This is a genomic window from Legionella jordanis, assembly GCF_900637635.1.
Lineage (GTDB): Bacteria > Pseudomonadota > Gammaproteobacteria > Legionellales > Legionellaceae > Tatlockia > Tatlockia jordanis.
In genome coordinates this window covers 1,871,447-1,894,425 of the sequence record NZ_LR134383.1, presented here as the reverse complement: position 1 = coordinate 1,894,425, position 22,979 = coordinate 1,871,447, and the positions used below count along the sequence as shown (strand labels likewise).

The window sequence follows — 22,979 nt, the reverse complement described above, 5'->3', positions numbered from 1 at the left end:
AGGAAGATAGAAGTCAGGGTTTTAATTTAGTATTCACTTCATAAGATGTGGGAGAATAAGTGACTTTGTGTGCATTGGAGATGGGATTATACAGCGGTATTTTTCCACGATCGAATTAAATCAGGAAATCTTAAGACCATTTATTTTTGGTCTTAAGATTTCTCTACGGCCAAGCTTTTTTTGCATCCAAGTAATACATTAATGTCTTTGTTCCGTCTTTTTTATCTCGTGAGCAAATGACAATAAATGTTTTTCAAAAATATGAAAAGCCTGCTGCAAATAATCTAAACTTCTATGACTATTTTGAATAAAAATATTCACATTTTTTTCCAAAAGATCTTCTGGATTTTTTAATTGCGATAAATCTTCAGGTTTAATGTAGGAAAGGTTTTGAAATGTCTTTACATTTAACTCAACCAATTCTTGCAGAGGCTTTTGCAGTTGGTTAAAACTGTCTTTTAGGCCCTCTAAGTAATCTCTTTGCATAGTTGATTCTCCCATGTTGCACTGCACAATAAAAGCTTAGTTTTGATTGCGGGAATTGTCAACTGAGAATAAGACTGGATTAGGTTTCACCTACTTGTTTAAAGTCTGTTTCACCAAAAATGGCGGAGGGGTTGGTGTAATGTTTAAATTCCAGTAAGTTATTGCTTGGGTCTTTTAAAAAGAAACTCTGGTGTTCAATAGTTTTACCTGGGAAGCGAATTTTTGGTGGAACTTCAAAAGGTATTTTTTGTCTATTAATCAAATCTATAAAACGTTCAAATTCGTCCTTTTCAAGAAAGATCAATCCAAAATGTCTTGGGTAAATTCCTTGTTGGGGTTGCAAGGGGGCTTCCACTTTGTGGGCAACTATTTGGTTAGAACCGCAATTTAAAATTAAGGCATGCTGAGATTCGCGCCCTAAATTGAATCCCAATTTCTTATGATAAAACTCTTTTGCGAGCTGAAAATCATGTACTGGAAAGGCTAAGTGAAAAATTGTGTTCATGAGGTTAAAGCCTATTAAATCTCCATCTTAAACTAACCAGGCTCCATTTAAAATGGCGATGAGCAATTGTTAATATTTTGTTAAGATATGTATCATACAATGGCATTTTTCTTTGCAATCTTACCTATGCCTGAAACAAAAGTGCTGTTCTTCGGTGATACAGGAGCAGGAAAAACGCAGCTGTTAAATCGTCTTACTGGCGGAGATTTTCATGTAAACTCAACTCAAACCATGGGCTTCAATGTTAAAATCATCATGCAGGACGAAAGAGGCCTTCCAATTTTGGATTTAGGCGGTGCAAATTTATTTCGCCCTCATCGCTTTATTCACTTCAACAAATCGGATCTAGCGGTTTATTGCATTAACTTAGCGAGCTTCCATTTCGATCTTGAGCGGCTGCGTAGTGACATTGCTGAATGGAAAAAACATGCCAATCCTTGGGCAGAACTGATTTTAGTTGGCACGAAAGCTGATCTTTACAGCAAAACAACCATCCATAGTAATCTTGAAGAAATTAAAAATTGTATAAAAGACATAATTGAACCTCGTGAATGCATTATTACTTCAGCTCAATTTCTGGAGGGAATTGATGAATTGTACCGTTGCTTAATGACAGTGGTCCATGAAATTGCTGTGAAAAAATCAATGCTTCCAATTTGGTATTCAATGTTGCAGGATTTTAAATTGTCTTTGTATTCTTTGCCTAACGAACAGGCTGAATTCATTCGGTCTCAACTCGATAAATTGGAAATTAACCTTAGCCAGAATGAATCTTTAGAGGAAGCACTAAACGCTTTACAAGAATTTCAGCTGCAATCCAACTCGGTTTTGCAAGTAAAACAGAGCGCAATTCGAAACGCCATTTTAGGCTTATGTCTCGTGATTGCCATGACATTAATTATGGGTTTTATTGGATTTTCCATTGGGTTTTTAGCTGGAGCCTGGAGTGGACCAGGGGCATTTCTGAGTGGTTTTTTAGCAGGAAAATCAGCTGCAATGGCTGCAGTTAGCTTTAGTTGTTCTTTGGGCCTGGTTAGTGGCTTGCAAGCATTTCGTTTTTTTAATAAACAGGAAAAAACCCGTGCGGATTACTTTGCAGAGGAGCTTAAGGCTGCAATTATCACCGCGACAGTTTGAATGAGTTACAAACTGTCGCATGATTTAACTAGTTTGCTATAGGTTTTAAACGTTCCTGATAGAACAAGGCAGAAAAGCCAAACACTGCTAATCCCAAGCTGACAGGAATCACAGCTAATCCGTAAGTAAACGCTTCTGTTACCTTTATCCCCCCAAAATGATTGATGAGCAAACCAATGGTGCTGTGGAAACCGTAACCAAAGCTCATGATGATCATATTGGCTACGGCAGTCGTGATTCCAGCCACATGCTCAGGAACATAGGTGGAAGCTTTATAAATAGCCAGAATTTGATAGGCAGAACAAATGCCTACTAAAACAAAGCCCAGAGTCATCGTGGCACTGGTTAAGTGATGTGAAATTAATGCGAGAAAAACTAACATCATGAATAAACCTGCGCCCATAATCACGGCTAAATAATTTTGTGTTTTCTCTGCGATATAGCTTAAAACGGGGGCTCCAAAACACATGCCTATGAAAATCATTGAAGGTAAATAGCTGGCTAGATTTTTATCAAAACCATAGACTTCCCTAATAAATGCTGAACCCCATACATCAGCAAATCCCTCAAGTGGACCTACCATTAATCCCGCTAAAAAACACAGTGCCATAATTTTACGATTGCCAATGACTTGTTTCACATCAGCCAGGATTGTGGTTTGGCGACTGGTTTTTTCAATATCCGGAACAATTAAATAAGTAAGTAAAGCCAATCCAAGCCCAAAAAAGGCAAAAATTTGTACTACAGCTTTATAACCTATCACACTGCATAGGTAACTTACAGGCCCGCCACCATAAATGGCGCCGATTAATCCGATAGTCACAGAAAAGCTTAACATTCGAGTGAAATATTGTTCTTGAAAACCCATGCGGATGATTTTGAAAGTCCCCAGAATGGCAGCGGAGGAGCCCATACCTATTAAGGCGCGGCCCATCATGGGATACATCCATTGCTCAGCAAAAAGAATCGGCAAAAGACCTACCACAGTCAGTAAAATGCATGCGCTCATCACTCGTCGAGGACCGAAACGGTCAAGCATGATGCCTATGGGCAGATGCATAAGTGAATAGCCAATGTAGTAAATGCCCGAAAATTGTCCGAAAATGGTGGAGTCTATATGAAATTGCTGAATGAAATTATCCAGCATAATATTAGGCATGACCCTCAAAATATATTGGTAGGCGTAAAATAATGAAGCAATTAACCAAATTCCCCAAGCTGCAACACGCGTAATTGATTTATTCATATTTATTACTTGAATTAATGGATTGAATTAGAAACCTGATAACCAGGCATGCTTTAATTAATAAGTAGATAAGTGCTCCGCCTTAGCGGAGAAGAAGGGCGCTAAGCAGGGAAATAAGGAAGAAATTAGAGTCTTTATTAGACATTTGATTCCCCTGGTTGGTAAAATATTTTTGCAGTAAAATCATAATATGCTCATTTGATTTGTTAGTCAACGGTCTGCACCTGCTTAAAGCAAGATTAAACACAAAAAATTAGGCTAATTTAGTTAAAAAAACCTGGAATTTCCAAGTCCAGAAGTCCTTTGGCTTGCTCAGAAACTGCATTTTGCAAACAGGATTCCACAAAATTTGCCCTGGTATTTTTGACCAGCAACATTTGCTTTCCCCCATGCTTAAGGTGAATGATAACTTGCTCTGATTTTTTATCAAAGTTAAAAACAACTTGGCCATAATCTTTTTTACTGTTCTGGCTCTTTAACTCACGAATTATTTCAAGATTTTCTTTCATAGGTTCAAATTCTAAAAACACTTTATCAAGAGCTGTTTCACCGCGTTTGTATTCCATTTTTTTTTCATAATCCAACCACTTCCTCTCGCCATATCTTGCAATGTATTCTTTCGCTAGGGGTTTTATTTTTTCATTTTCAAACGTCCGCAATTGTCTGGCTATTTCTATAAATTTTTGATGAGCTCGCAGTGCCTCTTCACTTTCTATTAGCAAATTTCCATTTTTTGTATCAAATTCAACTGCACCTGTAGCTGCCTTCATTTTAATAGGAAAATACTGGATCAGATGTGCATAGACTTTTGCTGCCAAGCTGCTCTGCCAGTTAATGGTTGAAAATTCCTGAATGTGATCTCTGTCGAATTCTTCGCTTCTGGCGCCGTAGCAAATGCTAAGCGTTACTGTGAAGACGGGGGATTTCCTCGAAGCGGGAACTATTCGGAATATGCTTGCCATGAAATGAGCTAATTGTTCAGCAGAGAGCAATTTGTTTGCCTTTAAAATGTCTATTTCATCGCTTTGTGCATAGCAGAAATCGACATCATCTTTTTGGCCATGTGCACCGATAATAATTTTGTAATGGGCTTTACGATTTTTAAGCCAAAACTCCAGGGTTTTATAGTCTGTATCAGAGAGTTTGAGTGAGCCGGATTTGGCAAATTCAATGGCTTCATGCATTAAATGTAATGTTGTAATTTTTGTTTTGCTTTTGGCTTCGAAAAATGAGGGGTGATATTTTTTTGTGAGTGCCTCAACTGCTTTAATCCCTAATGGTTTGTGATCAGCAATGTTAATAAATAAAATTTTCAAATCAATTCCTTTGAACAATAAAAAGGCAGATAAGAAGTATATAGGGCAATAATTAATAAAATATTAACAAATAGATGAGTTATTGATCATAAAGGACTATAGCTAACCAATCGACTTTGGCTCATTTGGATGGCATTAGAAAGCTTTGGTTTAATATTTACTTAATGATAAACCTGATATAATTAAGCATTATTCTTTGAGGCAAAATAGCAATGTTGCATTCTGAAAGTGCACAAAAACTTCTGATAAGAGACAAAATGAGTCAGGCCGTCAGTGTTTCCGCGGTCATGGAAAATTGTTTCTTCAATTGTTTGGCGCTTCACTATTTGTGCAATAGCTTGGCTTTGCCAAACGACTTGTTTCAAGAATTCCCTCGCGATGATGCAACTCTCCTCAAACTAAAGCAATTTTTTCAAAATGAAGAGGAGTTTCATCGCTTTTTTGAAGCTTATGAACAATTCCGGGCCAACAACTCTAAACAGGAACAAAAGAAACTTCCAGCTTCCACTAAGTATATTTTTGAAAAAACGTTAATTTTAGGTATTTTGTTTCGTAGCTGGGTAATTCAAAAACTGGATAATCCTGAGAGTTGCAAAGCTCGTTTTGTTCACAATGATAACCTTGACATGGATGAGCGGCGCCTAACCTTTTTGCGCCTGGTAGAGTACTGTCAGGAAGAGGCGCTAAAGGACTCAATTGCTCCCATTCGGTTTGGCCTTAACGCATTGATGGAAGCTCAGAAATATCTGATAGTTGCTAGCGGGCAGATAGACTCTCCTGAATTGGAGAGCTCCATGCAGAATATTTTAAAGGCCACTGCAGAACAAATAGAGCTTTTGGGTCAGTTTAAACCCAGCATCAACAATCAGAAAGAGGCGCTGGACTTAGCCGGGAAAGCTATTGGTTTTACAAAGAAAAAATGTGCAGAAATAATAAAAACAATCGCTGAAGTTCAAAACAAAAACGCCTCCGAGATGGTGCTTAAAGCTGCAGGATATTTAGAAATTAATTTAGATTGCCAACATAACCTTAAATCTTTTCTCATGAGCGTTAAGGAGCCCTTAAATCCCATTTATGCGGCCAATCAAGCCTTCTTCAATAACTTAATCAATGGCGGTTTGCAAGATCATGACCCTGAAGAGTATTGGGTAAAAGAAGGCTACGGAAATTATTTGGCTTACTTAAGTAAAAATGGCGTGAAAATTTCCTATGGAGACGTTGATTCTGTTGTCTCTCAGCTATTTTCCTACGCAGTCTACGCCTACGAAAGTGCGGAGGTCATCCTTAAACCCAAGAGCTCGCCAGAACTGGAATTGGGTCTCAGCATCAGACAAGGGCATTTTTACATTGTGGCAACTGAAAAAACGCAGGCCATGCTGCGACAGTATGCCAGTCAAAAAAAATTATATATGGATCAGCATGATGAGATCGAACGCTGGGAGGTCTTGTTGCAAGAGACAGGGAGTCGAAGTTTAACGATTGAGAACAAGCGCGATCTGGCCCGACATCATCCTGCTTTTCTGGTCTTGGCTACCTTTTCGCAAGAAGAGCTTTTTGGATTAAATCCAATAGAGGAGCTGGTAAGGCGACTAAAAGAACTACAATCTGGATTTAAAACGAGTCCCCGCGAGGAGCGCCAAGCAGTCATTCCTAGTGCGGCTATCAAATCTGCTAATGGGGTGAGTTCCCAGACCTCTGCTAAAGAATGCCAAGCTACGAAGTCACCCATAGTCAGGGAAAAAGAACTAGCTGTCGATGAGCGGGTGAATCAGGTTCCTGTTCAAAAAACATCCGAACCATCTTCTTCTATACTGGAGTCTTCAATGGCCCTGGTCGCAATTCCTTCGAAAACAGAGCCTTTACATGGGCCAAATGGAACTGGTTCATCCTATGATGAAACCGATGCGGAATCCGCATTGGTTGCTCAAGAGCTTTCGATGCTCAATGAATTAGGGATAGGACGAGAGGAAATTCGATTTCGAATCGCACAATTTGTTTTAACGCCCCAGGAGGAGGCTTACCTCGATCTCCTAAATAAATTTGAAAAAAAAACCAAAGTTTTATTCGAAAAAGCCAAAGTTGATCCCAATTATACGAGAGCTTCTGAAGCAGCAGACAATCTACAGCTTAGATTGATGGATTTATTTGCCAATTTTCTGGAATCGGGAAAAAGACAATTTGATTACTCTTCTTTTCAGCAAAACAGCATTTTAGCCATTAAAAATTCAGAAAAGATTTTTGAACAACACCGTGAATCCTGGGGATTATGTAAACAAATCCTGGGAAATATTCTTCTGGCTTTAGCGACAGGTGGGCTGTTTTATGGACTTGCTCTATTGGTGAATAAAGCAACTAAAGGCCGTTATTTCTTTTTTGCTCCCGAAACTGCTCAAAAGGTGTCTGAAATCGAAGTTTGCCTTTCAACCATTGAACAAATCAAGAATAGCTAAGAAAAAGTCAACTTTCATGCTGCTTCCTCGAACTCAGTACAGAGTTAGTCGGTGTCGCTAAATGTTTGGGGTGCGTTTGATGGATAAAAATCGACTGAATTTTTTGATTTTCAATCATTAACAAAGTATCATAATTTGAAATGGTTTTTCAATATTAAATAACATAAAGGATGCTGGTGCAGGGAATGAACTATTTGTTAGCTATCAAACAAGACTTGCTCATAACGTCCAATGACTTGAATTAGTTTCGACTTAATCTGACACAAGTACTTGAAAAAGAGAGAGTTTCCGGTTTTGATAGAAGTGCGAACTTGAAACAAAACCAAAAGGAAAACTCTCATGATAGATAATACAGTTAAAATTATTAAACATAAAGTTGGCTTATTAAACCTTGCTGAAGAATTAGGGAATGTATCTAAGGCATGTAAAGTAATGGGCTTATCCAGAGATACATTTTATCGCTATAAGTCGGCAGTAGAATCGGGAGGAGTTGATGCTTTATTCGATCAAAGCCGAAGAAAACCTAATCTAAAAAATAGAGTAGAAGAAGCAATTGAACTCTCGGTAAGGGAGTATGCGATCGCATTTCCAGCCCATGGTCAGCTTCGTACGAGCAATGAGCTTCGTAAACGGGGTATTTTTGTTTCTCCAAGTGGAGTTCGTAGCATTTGGCTGCGATATGAGCTTGCCAATTTTAAAGACCGCTTAAAAGCATTAGAGGCTAAAGTAGCTTCTGAAGGAATTATATTGACGGAAGCGCAGGTCGTAGCTTTGGAGAAAAAGAAATTTGATGATGAGGCATGTGGTGAAATCGAAACAGCACATCCTGGTTACCTCGGCTCGCAAGATACTTTTTATGTGGGTACGCTTAAAGGAGTCGGTCGCATTTATCAGCAAACTTTTGTTGATACCTATAGTAAAGTGGCATTTGCCAAGCTTTATACGACTAAAACGCCAATTACTTCAGCAGATTTACTGAACGATAAGGTTTTACCCTTCTTCGAACAACACGATTTACCTATACTGCGTATTTTAACAGATAGGGGTACTGAATATTGTGGCAAGGTAGAACAGCATGATTATCAGCTTTATTTGGCAATTAATAACATTGACCATACAAAGACAAAAGCAAATTCACCCCAAACAAATGGGATTTGTGAACGTTTTCATAAAACGATTTTACAGGAGTTTTATCAAGTAACATTCCGAAAGAAAATTTACGAATCAATCGATGAATTGCAAAAAGATCTGGACGAATGGATGGATTACTATAATAATCAACGTACTCATCAGGGTAAAATGTGTTGTGGACGTACTCCAATGCAAACTTTGATAGAGGCTAAACAAATCTGGATGGAAAAATTTATAAACTAAATTTGACCTGACAGACACTTCTTAAAAACCGGTAACTGTCAGATCAAGTTGGAACTACTACAAATGACTGGACCATTGCCAGCAATCAGCAATCAGCAATCAGCAATCAGCACTAGATTTTCCCTTATTTTCATTTTGCTCCATTATATTTTACTGTGTTTCTTTCCTTTACCCAGGGACTTGTCTCATCTCTTTGCTCAGTTTTTATCCTATGCTACGCGTTCGTGCATTCACTCCCATGTTATGCCAATCGATTGCCGCTGACTGCTTCCTATTTTCACATAATAAATCGTTTTTACTTTGCAAGGAGCGCTTATGAAGTATCGTTTATTTCTTTCTATAGCAACAGCCAGTGTGTTGGGAAGTACAGCCTTTGCGGGCACCATGGGGCCTGTTATGTCTTCCAGGGACTGGACCTGGGTTGGTTCTGTGAGCGCGGGGCCCGTTTGGGCAAGAGGCGGTGAGACGCAGACTTTTTTTCTGGCCCCAGAAATTGAAAAGACGTATGCGGCTAGAAAATCCACCAATGCTATTGCCTCGGGCGAGCTGTTTGTAGGCATACAAAAATCATTGACTTCTCAATGGTTAGGGCAATTGGGATTGGCGGCCGCCGCTACTGGCAATGCCAAACTGCAGGGTGTGATATGGGATGATGCCGACCCTCAATTTGATAATTACAGCTACCTTTACAAAGTCCGAAACTCTCGCGTGGCAGTAAAAGGCAAGCTGTTACTTGATAAAGGCTATTGGGTTATGCCCTGGGTGAGCGCAAGCCTAGGTGTTGGCTTTAACCGTGTCCATGATTTTACGAATACGCCTTTGATTTTTGAGGCGCTGCCTAATAATAACTTTGAAGACCACACGAAAACAGCCTTCACCTACACGCTGGGTGCTGGCGTGCAAAAACCCATCAGCGAACATTGGCAATTGGGGGTTGGTTATGAGTTTGCCGACTGGGGTAAAAGCGAACTGGGACGTGCTTTTGGGCAGACCATGAATTCAGGATTAGCGCTCAATCACCTCTACACTAATGGCGTATTGTTTAACCTCACTTATGTGGCTTAAGGATAGAAACCATGCAAAAAACTATCAAAAATACTTTAATGAATAGGATACTGGCTTTCTTGTGGTTAGGACTCATGATGACAACGGCTTATGCAGGGACCCCATTGTGGACCTTTGAGCCACTGACAGCCACCACGATTGCAGTGCCTGCCAATGGTACCGCCATGGTGCAATATCGAGTCACCAATCAATCCAGCAAGCCACACACCTTAAGCATGCAGCCCATTCGGGGCATTGCGCAAATCACTACAGGGCTCAATGTGTGCGGCAATCCTTTTGTGCTCAGAGGCAAGAATTCCTGCGTACTGTCTTTACAGATAAATGGCAGTCAGTTAAATGGCCCCATTACGGGTGGTCCCGTGGTTTGCCAGCAAGGAAACCCCAATCAGTGTTATCGGCCAGGTAGCGCCAATATTTTGCGCATCACCCAGGCGCCACCGATAACGGATGCGGTGATTACCGTCATAGGGTCTCCTTTAACACTCACGGTAAATGGTCCAATGGGGCAGCTCACGATTACCAACACGACCCTTGAGGTGGCAGCCACCAACATCACCTCCAATTTCACAGGGACAGCGTTGGATGGCAATGTCACCGAAACAGGCAATACCTGTGCGAATGTGCCGCCAGGAGGCAGTTGTACACTGACTTACACGCCAGGCAACACGGTGGTACCGCAAACGAATTTCACCATCCAGGGCACCAATACCAATGCACTGGCAGCAGCCATTGCCATTCAATCAGGCAGTACGCTGACCGCCATCAACCCAAACTCAGGAACGGCATCAGGGGGAACGGGTTTTACCTTAACGGGGACTGGTTTAACAGGTGCCACGAGTGTCACCTTTGATGGAGTAGCAGCAACCAGTGTTAATGTCGTCGACTCTACGACGGTAACCGGGGTCACGCCTGCCCATGTTGCAGGAGCTGTCGATGTCGTGATTAATACGCCGGCGGGTGGTGCCACACTGGCTAATGGCTATACTTATATGGCCACCGCAGTCGGACAGTCGGCTTTTGGTGGCACGATTGCTTGCCTGAACGGGGGATTGAACAATCTGATTGCCGCCACTGCCGATAACAGCACAGCTATTCAATGGGGAGGATTTGGTGTGGCTGTTGGTGCTGTGGCGCAAAGCAATACCGACGGTGCCAGTAATACCGCAGCCATTGTTGCCTGCTTAACAGGGCCTGGAGGTGGCGCAGGCTGTCCAATGAATATTAATGCCAACACTTACGCTGCGGGAATTTGCAGTAACTTTGAAGTGGATTCTCAAGGCAATACCCCTTGTCAGGCAGGAAACACCTGCTATGACGATTGGTTTTTGCCAGCATCACCGGCTGTATCTGGTATTCCGGCAAACCCAACATCCCAGCTAGACTGTTTGTGGTTTAACAGAAATGCCATTGGCGGTTTTTCCGATGTCGGCTACTGGAGTTCTACCGAGTTTTCCGGCAACCCTACGTTCTTCGCCTGGGACCAGTTCTTCGACAGTGGCTTCCAGCTCGACGACGTTAAGTTCTTCGATCTTCGGGTTAGGTGTGTCCGGGCTTTTACCCCTTAAACCCTTTATCCCTTTTCTTTTGAGGCAGCTTAGCTGCCTCATGATTTTTTAAAAGATGAATGAGTTGGATTTTGTGAATGGCTTTCTATACGGAGTTACCGGTTTACAAGGACAGTTACCAGCTGGTGTTAAAGGTGTTTGAAGAAACAAAGAATTTCCCAAGGGAATACAAATACACCCTGGGCCAGGACATGAAGCGCGATGCCCTTCATTTGCTTCGTTGTATTTACCGGGCCAACAAGCATCAAAACAGAGTAGAGCATTTGGAGGCGTTTTTAGATGAGTTGGAGTTATTGAAACTGGAAATTCGCCTCTGTGTTGAGATGAAACTGATATCACTTAAAAGGCAAGCCCTGTTAAGTGAACTCTTGACACGCATAGGCAAACAGGTGACCGGCTGGCGTAATGCCAGTCGATAAGCCGGAATCATGGGTGTTATGGCATTCATGAGCGAGCATGCTTTTGTTTAAAAGCGATAAAGGGACTGCCTCGGCAGTTGATTCGCGTCAGTACAAGGAGCCTTGTGCTGACCAAAACGCCTTTATTGATTGTTTAGGGCGGTTTTTCCAATGACAACTACTGGAGTTCTACCGAGTTTTCCGGCAACCCTACGAATAACGCCTGGAACCAGAACTTCAACAATGGCAACCAGAACGACGACAATAAGAACAACAATCTTCGGGTTAGGTGTGTCCGGGGTTTTAAACAAAGCAAAGTCACAATCGGTGTGGGCATTAACAGGCCCACACCACTTTATTGGGATAAGCTATGGGAGAAAAAGAGCATAACCATAGGGAGCACGGCGCGACACCGGAATCCTTGTTCCAGGCCTATTTTGATTGCCGCAAGAACAAACGCAATACCATGAATGCGCTCCGCTTTGAAACGGATTATGAAAGCAATATCATCGCTTTGCGAGAGGAGCTCAATTCCGGCACCTGGCATCCTGGACGCTCCATTGCTTTTGTGATTGATAAACCGGTGAAACGCGAAATCTTTGCAGCAGACTTTCGTGACCGTGTGGTGCATCACTGGTTAATTAATCAATTGAATCCGCTGTTTGAGAAAACCTTTATTTATGACAGCTATGCGAGCCGCAAAGGACGAGGCGCGCATCTGGGGATTGCACGTGCCGCACAATTTATCCGCAAATGCTCCTTAAATTACCAAAGAGACTGCTACGTGCTAAAACTCGATATCATGAGTTTTTTCATCCGCATTAATCGACGTATTCTCTGGGAAGGCCTTCGCTGCTTTATCGAGAGGCATTATAACCAATCCGATAAGAAATTAATCCTGGAGGTAGCCAGAAAAATCGTTGAAAATGAGCCAACAAGCCACTGTTTTATCAAGGGGAAACGGCGTGATTGGCAGGATTTCCCCAAAGACAAGAGCCTTTTTTATGCCAGACACTACTGCGGACTGCCGATTGGAAACCTCACAAGCCAGGTGTTTGCCAATTTTTATTTAAATCCTTTTGACCATTATATCAAACACGATTTGGGTGTGCGTTTCTATGGCCGTTACGTCGATGATTTTCTTCTGGTGCACGAAGATAAAATGTTTTTAAAATCACTCATACCTCAAATGGAGCGGTTTTTGCAAGAAGAGCTCGAACTCGAGCTTCATCCGCGCAAGCGATACCTGCAGCATTATTGCAAAGGCATTCCTTTTCTTGGGGTGATTCTCAAACCACACTGCATCTATGCCGGTCGTCGCATCAAAGGAAACTTTTATGACGCCATTACAAAGCATAATGCAGTAGCTAAAGACCATAAACCCACGAAAGAGGAGCAAATGGCCTTTTTATGTTCTATCAACTCTTATCTTGGGATTTTAAGTCATTACCAGACGTATCGCCTAAGAAAAGGCATGCTCAAAAAGCACTTATCCATTTGGTGGTGGAATTTGATGTTTTTCAGTGGCGGATGCGCCAAGTTGGTGGCTAAACAAAGAACGGCACGATAAAGAGGATATAAGTAAACAATGAGTTTAGATGTAGATGGCTTCGATGAACCGGTCGCAGGTGACAGCGTCACCATTGCAATCAGCAATGACCATCGCCTGATGAAGCTGGCCCAGAAACTTCCCTGGGAGGAGATGCTGAAATTAGTATTGCCCGATTTACAACGTACGGATAGAAAACATTGGTGGATGGGTAGGCCCTTGCGCATACGCATTCATCTTGGTGTTTATATTTTACAACAGATGTTTAACCTCACTGACCGTGCAACAGAACAACAAGTACGAGATAATGCCGCCTTTCAATTGTTTTGTGGTTATGGCCTCATCAAGAAATGGCATGCGCCAGACCATACCAAAATTGAGGCATTTCGTTCTCGATTAAGCCCTGAAACGCAGCGCCGACTTGCCAATTTGATAACACAACAAGCTGTTAAACTAAATTACGCTAATCCCCAGGTGCTTGATATTGACTCTACCGTGCAAGAAGCTAATATAGCCTATCCCGCAATTGCCAATTTATTGGTCAAGGTTGCTGTTCTTGCGTCAAAGGTTGGAAAAGGACTGAATCAATTGTGCTGTGGTGGCATAAAGCGTTACCATGTTGGGCTAAGCAATTTAAAACAAATCGCACTGTATTATTTTAATTTGAAACGTAAGGATGTTGGTGAGGGTATATTATCCGTGGTGCTTCAGCGGTTATGGCGTGAAACGTATGCCGATGTACTGCCTATCTTAAATGATATCTATTTGTTTGGTAATCAGTTGGCATCGGGTAAATATTGGTCGCTTCGCCGCTCTGTCGAGACGCTGAGCTGGCGCGGGACTATGTTATTACAGAATGTACATGGTTATCTTTTTGAAGGCATTATCAATACATCGATTTCTTCATTGCATGCTTATGAAGTCGGCTGTTTTAACAAAGGTAAATTAAATAAAGGAGTGCAGTTTGGTCGCGCTTATCAATTAGGACGTATTGGGGGTAATTTTCTTTTTGTTGGCGAATGCACGTCTACTTATATGCCAGATGCCCAGTCTTTACCGATGATGCTCAATACTCATGAGTATCTTTTTGGAAAGGGGTTGCTGGCATCGGTTGCGACAGATAAAGGATATTATTCATTGAACAACGAACAACTATTGATTGAAAAAGGCGTCCTTGATATTCAATTACCCCGTCCTGATAGGACGCTCAATGCGGCTCGTGAAACAACGCCATGGACAATCAGGCAGTTATTGCATCATCGACGTGCTGGTATTGAGCCTTTGATTGGTCACACGAAACAGGGCGGCCAATTGGGCAGAAGCCGCATGAAATCTGATGCAACCACTAAAAGCGCTGGTTACGCCGCTGTATTTGGATTCAATTTAAGGCAGCTTACTCGTTGTCTTGCAGGCGAGGTACGTCCAAAAGTTGATGTAGTGAATAATATTGCAGCAAATAATGCAAATATTATCGAAAAAATGAGCATGCAATTGGCATGATTGAGATGGATGGGTTCACTCTGATTTTAGCCAGGCGTTAATGCGTTAAATTAGGATTTATCGATTATTTTGTAAGCAAATCATTTCGCGACAGCGACGAGTTATTCACATTTTCTGTTGATAACTCTGTGTAAACTTATGTTTTGCTATAGACTATGAATTGATATTCCAGCCATGAGTGATGTCTTGCTGATATCCATCAGAAAATTAAGTCCTCTAATGGGTAATTACTGCCTCATTCAAACGATTTGAAATATTAGAAAATTCTAATATACTTAAACTATGAATACGAATTCTTCTAATAAAAGCCTTGAGGTAATGAAAAAAAATGCCAACAAGGCAGAAAAAATGCTTAAGCTTCTTGCCAATGAAAGAAGGCTTTTGATTTTATGCCATTTGCTAAAAAAAGAGTGTTCAGTTGGTGAACTGGTTAGTCATCTTGGCTTATCCCAATCGGCCCTTTCGCAACATTTAGCTAAAATGCGTAAAGAAGCTATAGTCAATACGAAAAAGGAAGGGACAACCATATACTATCGGATTGACCGTCCTGAAGTAGAGGCGATTTTATCCACCCTCTATTTGATTTATTGTAAAGAATAAAAAAATTTATTTTATATATTAGAAATTACTAATATTTCGGAGGCATGATATGGCAATGCAGGGTGTTGATGCAAAAACTGTTAAAGAGTGGTTGGATAAAAAAGAAGCATTATTGCTTGATGTGAGGGAACCGGTAGAACATGCTGCAGAGAAGATCGGGGGAGCACATCTTTACCCCTTAAGCCAGATGGAAAAATTGCAATTACCCGATCAGAAAGCCCAAAAGCTGGTATTGCATTGCCGCTCAGGAAAAAGAAGCGCTGCAGCTTGCCAAAAATTGTTGAAGCATAATCCAGGCTTGGATGTGTATAACCTTGAGGGAGGAATTATGGCCTGGGCTCAATCCGGCTATCCCGTTGAAAGGGCAAACGGATTTTCACTCCCTCTTGAACAACAAGTCCAGCTATCTGTTGGGACGCTGATTCTTTTGACTAGCATGCTGGCTTGGTTGCTCTCTCCAGTGTTCCTTGTCCTAACAGCGCTTCTAGGCCTTGGCTTAATTTTCGCAGGAATTAGCGGCCACTGTGGACTAGCTTATGTTTTGGCCCAAATGCCATGGAATAAGTCAAATCGAAATTGCGTATCTTGCAGGAAGACTTAATTATGTTGCTTGTCGGCTATTCCTTGGCCATATTGATGGGTCTGGTATTAGGCATGATTGGAGCAGGTGGTTCCATTTTGACTGTGCCTATACTGGTTTACTTATTAGGTGTGGCACCAAGGGTTGCTACAGGGTATTCACTCTTGGTAGTAGGTAGCGCCGCTTTTTTAGGAGCTATTAGCTATTGGAGACGAAAGCAAGTTTATTTAAATGTAACTTTGATTTTCGCAGTACCTGCCATGATAACGGTCTTTCTAACACGCGCCTGGCTTCTGCCTCATTTGCCTGAATACTTTATTGGTATTCCCAAGGATCGTTTTATCATGATCCTTTTTTCTAGCTTAATGATACTTTCTTCATTCCTTCTGCTTAAACCATTAACGATCGCATCTGTACACCCTTCTCAGCATTTGAGTAAAAGACATTATGGCAAAGCAATACTGAGCAGTATAGGAGTTGGGTTAATATCAGGTTTAGTGGGCGCTGGTGGCGGTTTTTTAATCGTTCCTGCCTTGATTTTATTTTTTGAAATAAAAGTTAAGGAGGCTATAGGGACATCATTGGCGATTATTGCCATCAATTCGTTTGCTGGTATTAACGGAGACATTGCCTCTGGCGCTGCATTTAATTGGGGTTTATTGATTCTCTTTACGTCACTCACCCTTGCAGGCTTATCCTTTGGGGTTTCCATTGGAGGCAAAATGCAGGAGAGGAGGCTTAAAATTTTGTTTGGTATTTTTACTTTTTGCATAGGTATTAGCATCTTGCTCAAAGAAATCGTTTCATTAATTTAACGTTTTTATCCACTTAAGGAAAACGTATGCACATTGAACCATTTTTAGATCCCAATACAGCCACTTACAGCTATATCGTGGTTGATGAGAACACAAAATCGTGCGCTGTCATTGATCCTGTTCTTGATTTCGATATGCCTTCTGGACGAATAACCACTGTTTCGGCAGATAAAGTTGTTGCATATATCCGTCAACATCAGTTGCAACTAGAATGGATTTTAGAGACTCATGCCCATGCGGATCACCTCAGCGCATCCTATTATCTAAAAGAACAACTGGGAGGGAAAATAGCGATAGGCGAACACATAAAAATGGTGCTCGAATATTGGGTTCCGCTATTTAATCTACCTAACAAGCTGTTGGAAGGAAAACAATTTGATCATTTGTTTGAAGATCAAGAAACTTTTTATATTGGCAGCATTCCAGTCCAGGTAATGTATACGCCAGGTCATACACCAGCCTGTGTTACTTATCTTATTGAAGATACTGCATTTGTTGGGGATACCTTATTCATGCCTTATGTTGGGACCGCACGAACTGATTTTCCAGGAGGAAGCGCGGCTACACTCTATGACTCCATACAGAAAATATTATCTTTACCGGAAAACACCAGATTATTCAGCTGTCATGATTATCCTCCTGAAGACCAGCCACCGCAATGTCTGTCAACTGTGGGGCAGCAGAAACAACAAAATACAATGGTGAAAATGGGGATTTCCAAAGAAGACTATATTGCTGCCCGCTTAGCAAAAGATAAAGGAAAGCCAGTACCTAAACTGCTGCTACCTTCTTTACAGGTGAATATCATGGCAGGCCAATTGGTAGAACCTGAGAATAATGCTGTGCAATATTTAAAAATTCCACTGAACCGCTTGTGATGAGAAGAATGCTCATTTGGCTAAGTTCTGAAAGTCTGCGGACGTGCAAGACAGTCAAGGAAGGCATAAAAGACGATGATGGGCATAGTCAGCAAAGCCAGGAAATGAATCCAGCTATGTAGCCTTCATCATTACCTGCTTATGTTTTATGTAAATGAGCAAGCCTTTAATGCTCGTTCAACCATCGCTTAATTTCCTGAAGGCTTTCACTAATAACTGTGACAGCTTGCTGGTAGAGTGGTAGCAGTAAATCACGTTGACCTGTCTTCCAATAACCTTCCAGATATTGACATGCCATCTTAATTTTGACGGTGCCTACATAAACTGCACCGCCCTTGATTTTATGGGCAATTCTCTGGACAGTATACCAGTCATCCGCTTCATGGGCTTTCTTCAACGATTCCAAATCATTTGGCAATGACTCAGTTATCATAATGGACAACATTTCCACCAACATGCTTTCACTGCCTGTGGTGTCTATGCCTTTTTCTATATCCAAAATGGGAAAATCTTTCAAATTAAATAAAGTTGAGTTTTCTTCGGAGACGCTGCTTTGGAAGGCTGGTTCTTGTTTTAGTTCTTCTTGTTTTCTCCCCGGTATAAAGCTATCCACAATATCAGTACAGTATTTAGCAGTTAAAGGTTTTGTAATTACCGCATTCATTCCTGCATCAATACAACGTTTTTTGTTCTCTTCGCCAATATGAGCAGTGAGTGCAATGATGGGAGTGTGAGATTTTTGGGTGATTTCCTGAACTCGTATGAGGTGGGTTACTTCATAACCATCCATATCAGGTAGACCAATATCCATGAAAATTAAGTCATAATTTCCTGTTTTCCAGAGTGCAATAGCTTGTTTGCCATTTTCAGCGATATCCACTTCGCAATTCATGCCTTTCAACATTGACGTTGCTATAGATTGCGCAATCGAATTGTCTTCAACAACCAGAATACGATTTTTAGTTTTTGGTGTTTGGGGTTGAGAAGGTTTTATTTCTTCGGCATAAGTAGATAAGTAGGGGGAATCAATGGCTTTCTCAAGCTCTTCATCAACTCCTAAGTCTTCTTCCAGAAGGGGTTCTTGTAAGGGAATAATGCAGGTGAACTTTGAACCCTTGCGAGGCTCACTTTCCACATAGATTTCACCACCCAATTCATCGATGAATTGTTTAACCACTGATAAACCAAGACCGGCTCCTTTATAAATACCCTGATAGGAGGGGGTTAAACGTTTAAATTGAAGATAAATTTCTTGTTGTTTATCTTGAGGAATCCCAATGCCTGAATCTTCAACGATTAATTTGACTATAATCTCACGGTGATTTCGTTTTGCCAGTTTTGCAGATAATTTTACAAAACCGAAGTCAGTAAAATTAAGTGCATTGGCAATTAATTCTAGAATGATGCGATGAACTCTAACTTTATCACCAATGAGGTAATTGGGGATGGTGGGCTCGAAATCAAGAGTTAAATCCAGTTTCTTTTGTGCGGCTTTTGCTCTTGTCAACTTGATGATGTGTTCAAGTGTTTTATAGAGGCTAAATTTTTTCTTCAGTTTCGGAATTTCCCCTGAACTCACTCGAATGGCTTCTAAGACCTCATCCAACAAATCCAAAAGAGCATGACTTGAGGCGATTAAATTATCGGCATATTCCTTAATCTGGGGATTGTCGGCCTCAATTTTTAAAATGTCAGCAAAGCCAACGATGCCTGTGAGTGGCGTTCTTATATCATGACGCATATTTTCAAGAAATTCAGTTTTGGCAAGACTGGCTGCCTCAGCTTTTTTCCTGGCGGAAATTAAATCCTGCTCTAGATTTTTTTGCTCAGTGATGTCCATGGAGGTACCAATAATGCCAACAATTTCACTTTTTTCATTAAATAATGGTCTTTTGATGGTCAGTTCGGTAATAATTCGTCCATCAGCTAATTTTGCAATTTCTTCTCTCTTATAAGTCTTGTTTTCCCGCATTACCTCCAAATCTAGATTTCTCCAGTCTTGCGCAAATTCTTTCCAACATAAATCAAAATCAGTTTTGCCAATAACTTGTTCGGGACGCTCAAATCCAGCCATCTGGGCCACAAATTGGTTGCATCCAAGGTAATGACCTTCTTTGTCTTTCCAATAAATAGCGCCAGGCAACGAATTAATAATGCTGTTGATGTAAGTTTTTAATGCTTCACTGCTTCTATCCACTGTGGTCAGTATCACTACATACAGTGAACCCGTATAAACAACGGAAAGTTGATATTTATGATTGGATTGCTTATCGCTAAGTTCTGAGTGCTCAAACAGTGTTGTCTTGGCTTTCTGGATAAAATTGCAGAACACACCGCCATTCAAACTTAAATAGTCAAGCACTTCCTTAAATGGCCTATGAAGGTAGGAGGAAAGGTTTAAAAAATAGCTTTGATCCGTCTTTAGAATTAACCTCTCAATATCGTGGTCAGAATTAAGAAAAAATACAAGTTGTTCTGTTTTCCTCGATGAGAGAAAAAACAGTGCATCAAGATGTTCTCTGTTTTGATTTAATATTGTTTGAGCATTATCCGCCATTCATGTTCCTTATTCTTGGTTTTGACCGATGGACCCTTCTAATAAGTGTTCAATATAGACTGCAACTTTTTCCATGGTGTTGTGTTGATGAAATTCATGATAGGTCATGTGAAGATGGAATGTTTCATTGATCGTTGCTAAAAAATAATACATGGATAAGGATGATATCCCATGAGTCCAAAATTCTTCCGATATTAATGCATTATCCCCAGTTATATTTAGCCACATCTGCTTCAACTGTGCTAAAACAGAACCTTTATCATGGTCATAAGTGTAAGCACCTGGTAAAGACAGTTTCTTTTTATCTAATTTCCCGTTAATGGTTTGAGGCCATTTTTCAACCCATATATATATTGAAGGATTAACCCAGGTCATGACGTGCTTCTTAACATGCATTTTTATATGATCAAAACAGAACTTTTGCAGCCACGGACTAAAGGGTTCTCTGCAATGTGCGTAAAAGGAGTCCACTTTCTCCTTCTCCATAGGGCGAATCAAAGTCGTTTTGTTTAAAGCTGGAATCAATAGCATTTCTAAATAGTTCTGAGGAGCATGCGGGTGGTAATGAATAAACTTATTAAAACCTTCAAATTGGTCATGTATCATTGAGGAAGCAAGGGCTTTCTTTTTTTCATCCAATGAGGTATGGATTAGTAAATTGTTGAGATAACTTGTTTCATGTACATTGAGTTTTTTACACAGGTTTTCAAAATAATTATAAGGTATGTTCTTTATTTTAACCGGTTTTGTCTTGTCCCTTGTTAAAGATTGCAAATTTTCATGGGAATTAACCTCGTTAAATCCCCAGACCTCACAATCGACCTGTGTGACCTCCTTCTCGATATGCAATATTACATCATAGCGGAAATAATTAAGTTCGTTAGAGTAATCGCCATGCTTTACGTTGATATCTACCCAACTGATCCGTTTAAACTGTTCTTTTAAGGCGTAAAAGAAAAGGGGAGATAAAACGATTTCGGCATCTCTTGATTTGTAATAGAGATGAGAAGGGCAGACCTCATTCTTTTCAGGATGATGGCAAGCGTGCTTAATGGACAGGAAGACCTCTAGCAACTCTAAGGAACGCACATCACCAATTAGCAAAACGCCTCCTGGTTTGGTTGCTTTAATCAGTTGTCTTAATGAATCCATAAGTGACTTTATATTGGGCAGATATTGGACAACCGAGTTAACTATGATGCAGCTGTATTGATTTAATTCATGGATATTGATAATCGATTCCAATTTGAATGACACTTTATGCAAATGGGCTTTAGGAACGATTGACTTAACGTAGTCTATTGCATTTTGTGATATTTCAACCAAAGTCACTTGTTGGGCATCTGGAAGATAATCCAGCAGTAGGCTTCCTGTGCCACATCCAACTTCCAGCACATGGGATAGGTCAGACTGCTGAATGTATTCCCGGATGTTCGTATAGGATTCTAAAAGCTCCTCTCCCATGAAGGTTTTGCCGTTAAAAGAATTTTGCCAACCACAGGTATTGATGGCACCTTCCTCAAATTCTTTAGCATGGCGGTAAACTTCATCGTAAATCTTTTCCATGTATGAGGATGAATCTTCACTGATGATGTGTGAACCCTGGGAAAATAATAACTCTTCATCAATTTCAACATAAGCAGCCAGCGTTTTGTAGTAATCATGATGCTCGTGAATCTTTACTACTGCTTTTTTTACAAAGATTTCTTGCTCAATAGATGCTTCGATTTCTCCTGCCTCAATGCGTATGCCGCCAAATTTCAATTGATCATCTTTGCGTCCGATATAACAAATCGTTCCATCCTCTGCTTGGGTTACTAAATCTCCTGTCTTGTAGAAACGTTCTTGTCCTGCATCATCTTGAATGAATTTGGTCCTTGTAAGCTCTTCCGCATTTAAATAGCCTCTGGCTACACCTAATCCACCAATATACAGTTCGGCTTCCTCGGGATGGCCTTCCTCATAAACCAATTTTAGGCTGGTGTTGGCAACCGGCTCTCCTAAAGGAACGGATTCCGTGCTGATTGGGCTGTTTAAATGATAAATCATCGACCACATGCTGGTTTCAGTAGGTCCATAAACATTCCAGATATTCCCCTTTTCATATTGCAGTTTTGCAGCAAGACTTGTTTTGAATTTTTCACCACCAACCAAAATTCTTGTTAATCCATTATTCATCCAGCCATTTTTTAATAAAATTTCCCAGGTTAAAGGCGTAGCCTGCATAAAGCTGATGTCAAAAGTATTCAGGTACTGCCGGATCTTATTTCCATCAGCAACAACACCGTGTTCGGTCAGTACGACAGAGGCAGCAAGGGTTAGTGGCATCAATAATTCAATTAAAGAAATGTCGAATGTATAGTCGGTAAGGGCTAAGAATAGCTCGTTTTCGGTTAAATCGAGGGTTTCAATCAGAGACGAAAACAGGTTCATCATAGACTGGTGTTCTATCAGCACTCCTTTTGGCTTGCCCGTGGAGCCTGACGTGTACATCACATAAGCCAAATCATGCCCAAAATAACTGGGTTGAAAGTCGCTCTCCGCATTAGGGTGCAGATCTTGAGGAGCGATTTTCTTAATCTCATTAGACAGTTTAAATTGAATGGGAGTGTCGCAAAAGAGCAGTTTGGCTTTTGTTTCTTCTAGAATGTATTCGATTCTTGAACAAGGAGAAGAGGGACTGATCGGTAAAAATGCGCACCCTGACTTTAATATGCCTACCATGGTTATTATGAGATTCGCTGTTCTTCCTAAAACTAAAGGAATAATGGTTTCCTTTGGAAGTCTATTTTTTGCAATTTCATGAGCTATTTTATTGGACAATTGATTGACTTGCTCATAACTATAAACTTCATTTCCAAAGTAAATTGCTGGTTTTTGAGGATGATTTTTGACGGCAAGGGAAAATGCCTCAATAAAATGGTGTAGCATGTCCATTCCTATTGGTCGACTTTATTA

General features: G+C 40.7%; 18 protein-coding genes and 1 pseudogene. 12 read left to right on the top strand and 7 right to left on the bottom strand.

What is annotated here, in order from left to right; all coding sequences use genetic code 11:
* Positions 1-198: 198 nt before the first annotated feature.
* Both EL203_RS08420 and EL203_RS08415 read right to left on the bottom strand, forming a co-directional pair.
* Positions 199-486 carry a hypothetical protein gene (locus EL203_RS08420; protein ID WP_058469638.1) on the bottom strand — a complete coding sequence of 96 codons (288 nt, stop codon included), beginning with the start codon at positions 484-486 and terminating at the stop codon, positions 199-201.
* A 79-nt stretch (positions 487-565) separates the two neighbouring features.
* Positions 566-991: a VOC family protein gene (locus EL203_RS08415; RefSeq protein WP_058469639.1), complete on the bottom strand. Its 426-nt coding sequence runs from the start codon at positions 989-991 to the stop codon at positions 566-568.
* Between the two features lie 126 nt (positions 992-1,117).
* On the opposite strand from EL203_RS08415, the gene EL203_RS08410 reads away from it, so the two are divergent.
* Positions 1,118-2,128 carry a Rab family GTPase gene (locus EL203_RS08410; RefSeq protein WP_162262719.1) on the top strand — a complete coding sequence of 337 codons (1,011 nt, stop codon included), beginning with the start codon at positions 1,118-1,120 and terminating at the stop codon, positions 2,126-2,128.
* 28 nt (positions 2,129-2,156) lie between these two features.
* Here EL203_RS08410 and EL203_RS08405 read toward each other — a convergent pair whose 3' ends face one another.
* Positions 2,157-3,374, bottom strand: coding sequence for an MFS transporter (locus EL203_RS08405; RefSeq protein WP_058469641.1), 1,218 nt, complete (start codon positions 3,372-3,374; stop codon positions 2,157-2,159).
* A 263-nt stretch (positions 3,375-3,637) separates the two neighbouring features.
* Positions 3,638-4,690: a hypothetical protein gene (locus tag EL203_RS08400; protein ID WP_058469642.1), complete on the bottom strand. Its 1,053-nt coding sequence runs from the start codon at positions 4,688-4,690 to the stop codon at positions 3,638-3,640.
* Between the two features lie 257 nt (positions 4,691-4,947).
* Here EL203_RS08400 and EL203_RS08395 point away from each other — a divergent pair, with 257 nt between their 5' ends.
* The 5 genes and pseudogenes from EL203_RS08395 (at position 4,948) to EL203_RS08375 (ending at position 11,563) form a co-directional block, all read left to right on the top strand.
* A complete protein-coding gene (locus EL203_RS08395) occupies positions 4,948-7,140 on the top strand; it encodes a hypothetical protein (RefSeq protein ID WP_126320107.1) in 2,193 nt (730 codons plus the stop codon).
* Between the two features lie 339 nt (positions 7,141-7,479).
* Positions 7,480-8,539 (top strand): annotated as a pseudogene (locus EL203_RS08390) (IS481 family transposase).
* A gap of 290 nt (positions 8,540-8,829) precedes the next feature.
* Positions 8,830-9,579: an outer membrane protein gene (locus EL203_RS08385; RefSeq protein ID WP_058470750.1), complete on the top strand. Its 750-nt coding sequence runs from the start codon at positions 8,830-8,832 to the stop codon at positions 9,577-9,579.
* A gap of 11 nt (positions 9,580-9,590) precedes the next feature.
* Entirely contained in the window at positions 9,591-11,144 is a 1,554-nt protein-coding gene (locus tag EL203_RS08380; RefSeq protein WP_232003920.1) for an IPT/TIG domain-containing protein, read from the top strand.
* Between the two features lie 77 nt (positions 11,145-11,221).
* On the top strand, positions 11,222-11,563 hold the full coding sequence (locus tag EL203_RS08375) for a four helix bundle protein (RefSeq protein ID WP_058470751.1): 342 nt from the start codon (positions 11,222-11,224) through the stop codon (positions 11,561-11,563).
* A gap of 122 nt (positions 11,564-11,685) precedes the next feature.
* Here EL203_RS08375 and EL203_RS14405 read toward each other — a convergent pair whose 3' ends face one another.
* Complete coding sequence (locus tag EL203_RS14405; RefSeq protein WP_162262735.1) at positions 11,686-11,853, bottom strand: hypothetical protein; 168 nt, start codon at positions 11,851-11,853, stop codon at positions 11,686-11,688.
* Between the two features lie 59 nt (positions 11,854-11,912).
* On the opposite strand from EL203_RS14405, the gene EL203_RS08365 reads away from it, so the two are divergent.
* The 6 genes from EL203_RS08365 (at position 11,913) to EL203_RS08340 (ending at position 17,464) form a co-directional block, all read left to right on the top strand.
* Positions 11,913-13,112, top strand: a complete 1,200-nt coding sequence (locus EL203_RS08365; protein ID WP_058470752.1) for a reverse transcriptase domain-containing protein — start codon at positions 11,913-11,915, stop codon at positions 13,110-13,112.
* Between the two features lie 18 nt (positions 13,113-13,130).
* Entirely contained in the window at positions 13,131-14,591 is a 1,461-nt protein-coding gene (locus tag EL203_RS08360) for a transposase (RefSeq protein ID WP_058470753.1), read from the top strand.
* A 318-nt stretch (positions 14,592-14,909) separates the two neighbouring features.
* Positions 14,910-15,191 carry an ArsR/SmtB family transcription factor gene (locus EL203_RS08355; protein ID WP_232003919.1) on the top strand — a complete coding sequence of 94 codons (282 nt, stop codon included), beginning with the start codon at positions 14,910-14,912 and terminating at the stop codon, positions 15,189-15,191.
* Positions 15,192-15,240: 49 nt separating this feature from the next.
* Positions 15,241-15,792, top strand: a complete 552-nt coding sequence (locus EL203_RS08350) for a rhodanese-like domain-containing protein (protein ID WP_058470755.1) — start codon at positions 15,241-15,243, stop codon at positions 15,790-15,792.
* 2 nt (positions 15,793-15,794) lie between these two features.
* Positions 15,795-16,586, top strand: coding sequence for a sulfite exporter TauE/SafE family protein (locus EL203_RS08345; protein ID WP_058470756.1), 792 nt, complete (start codon positions 15,795-15,797; stop codon positions 16,584-16,586).
* 26 nt (positions 16,587-16,612) lie between these two features.
* On the top strand, positions 16,613-17,464 hold the full coding sequence (locus tag EL203_RS08340; RefSeq protein WP_058470757.1) for an MBL fold metallo-hydrolase: 852 nt from the start codon (positions 16,613-16,615) through the stop codon (positions 17,462-17,464).
* Positions 17,465-17,630: 166 nt separating this feature from the next.
* On the opposite strand, the gene EL203_RS08335 is transcribed toward EL203_RS08340, so the two are convergent.
* Both EL203_RS08335 and EL203_RS08330 read right to left on the bottom strand, forming a co-directional pair.
* Positions 17,631-20,021, bottom strand: coding sequence for a response regulator (locus EL203_RS08335; protein ID WP_082647149.1), 2,391 nt, complete (start codon positions 20,019-20,021; stop codon positions 17,631-17,633).
* A 9-nt stretch (positions 20,022-20,030) separates the two neighbouring features.
* Positions 20,031-22,952, bottom strand: coding sequence for an amino acid adenylation domain-containing protein (locus EL203_RS08330; RefSeq protein WP_058470758.1), 2,922 nt, complete (start codon positions 22,950-22,952; stop codon positions 20,031-20,033).
* Positions 22,953-22,979 lie beyond the last annotated feature (27 nt).

What these genes read in the sequence shown, in the direction of transcription:
- EL203_RS08420 (WP_058469638.1), bottom strand. Translation starts at nt 486, where the DNA reads ATGCAAAGAGATTACTTAGAGGGCCTAAAAGACAGTTTTAACCAACTG.
- EL203_RS08415 (WP_058469639.1), bottom strand. Translation starts at nt 991, where the DNA reads ATGAACACAATTTTTCACTTAGCCTTTCCAGTACATGATTTTCAGCTC.
- EL203_RS08410 (WP_162262719.1), top strand. Translation starts at nt 1,118, where the DNA reads ATGCCTGAAACAAAAGTGCTGTTCTTCGGTGATACAGGAGCAGGAAAA.
- EL203_RS08405 (WP_058469641.1), bottom strand. Translation starts at nt 3,374, where the DNA reads ATGAATAAATCAATTACGCGTGTTGCAGCTTGGGGAATTTGGTTAATT.
- EL203_RS08395 (WP_126320107.1), top strand. Translation starts at nt 4,948, where the DNA reads ATGAGTCAGGCCGTCAGTGTTTCCGCGGTCATGGAAAATTGTTTCTTC.
- EL203_RS08385 (WP_058470750.1), top strand. Translation starts at nt 8,830, where the DNA reads ATGAAGTATCGTTTATTTCTTTCTATAGCAACAGCCAGTGTGTTGGGA.
- EL203_RS08380 (WP_232003920.1), top strand. Translation starts at nt 9,591, where the DNA reads ATGCAAAAAACTATCAAAAATACTTTAATGAATAGGATACTGGCTTTC.
- EL203_RS08375 (WP_058470751.1), top strand. Translation starts at nt 11,222, where the DNA reads ATGGCTTTCTATACGGAGTTACCGGTTTACAAGGACAGTTACCAGCTG.
- EL203_RS08365 (WP_058470752.1), top strand. Translation starts at nt 11,913, where the DNA reads ATGGGAGAAAAAGAGCATAACCATAGGGAGCACGGCGCGACACCGGAA.
- EL203_RS08360 (WP_058470753.1), top strand. Translation starts at nt 13,131, where the DNA reads ATGAGTTTAGATGTAGATGGCTTCGATGAACCGGTCGCAGGTGACAGC.
- EL203_RS08355 (WP_232003919.1), top strand. Translation starts at nt 14,910, where the DNA reads ATGAAAAAAAATGCCAACAAGGCAGAAAAAATGCTTAAGCTTCTTGCC.
- EL203_RS08350 (WP_058470755.1), top strand. Translation starts at nt 15,241, where the DNA reads ATGGCAATGCAGGGTGTTGATGCAAAAACTGTTAAAGAGTGGTTGGAT.
- EL203_RS08345 (WP_058470756.1), top strand. Translation starts at nt 15,795, where the DNA reads ATGTTGCTTGTCGGCTATTCCTTGGCCATATTGATGGGTCTGGTATTA.
- EL203_RS08340 (WP_058470757.1), top strand. Translation starts at nt 16,613, where the DNA reads ATGCACATTGAACCATTTTTAGATCCCAATACAGCCACTTACAGCTAT.
- EL203_RS08335 (WP_082647149.1), bottom strand. Translation starts at nt 20,021, where the DNA reads ATGGCGGATAATGCTCAAACAATATTAAATCAAAACAGAGAACATCTT.
- EL203_RS08330 (WP_058470758.1), bottom strand. Translation starts at nt 22,952, where the DNA reads ATGCTACACCATTTTATTGAGGCATTTTCCCTTGCCGTCAAAAATCAT.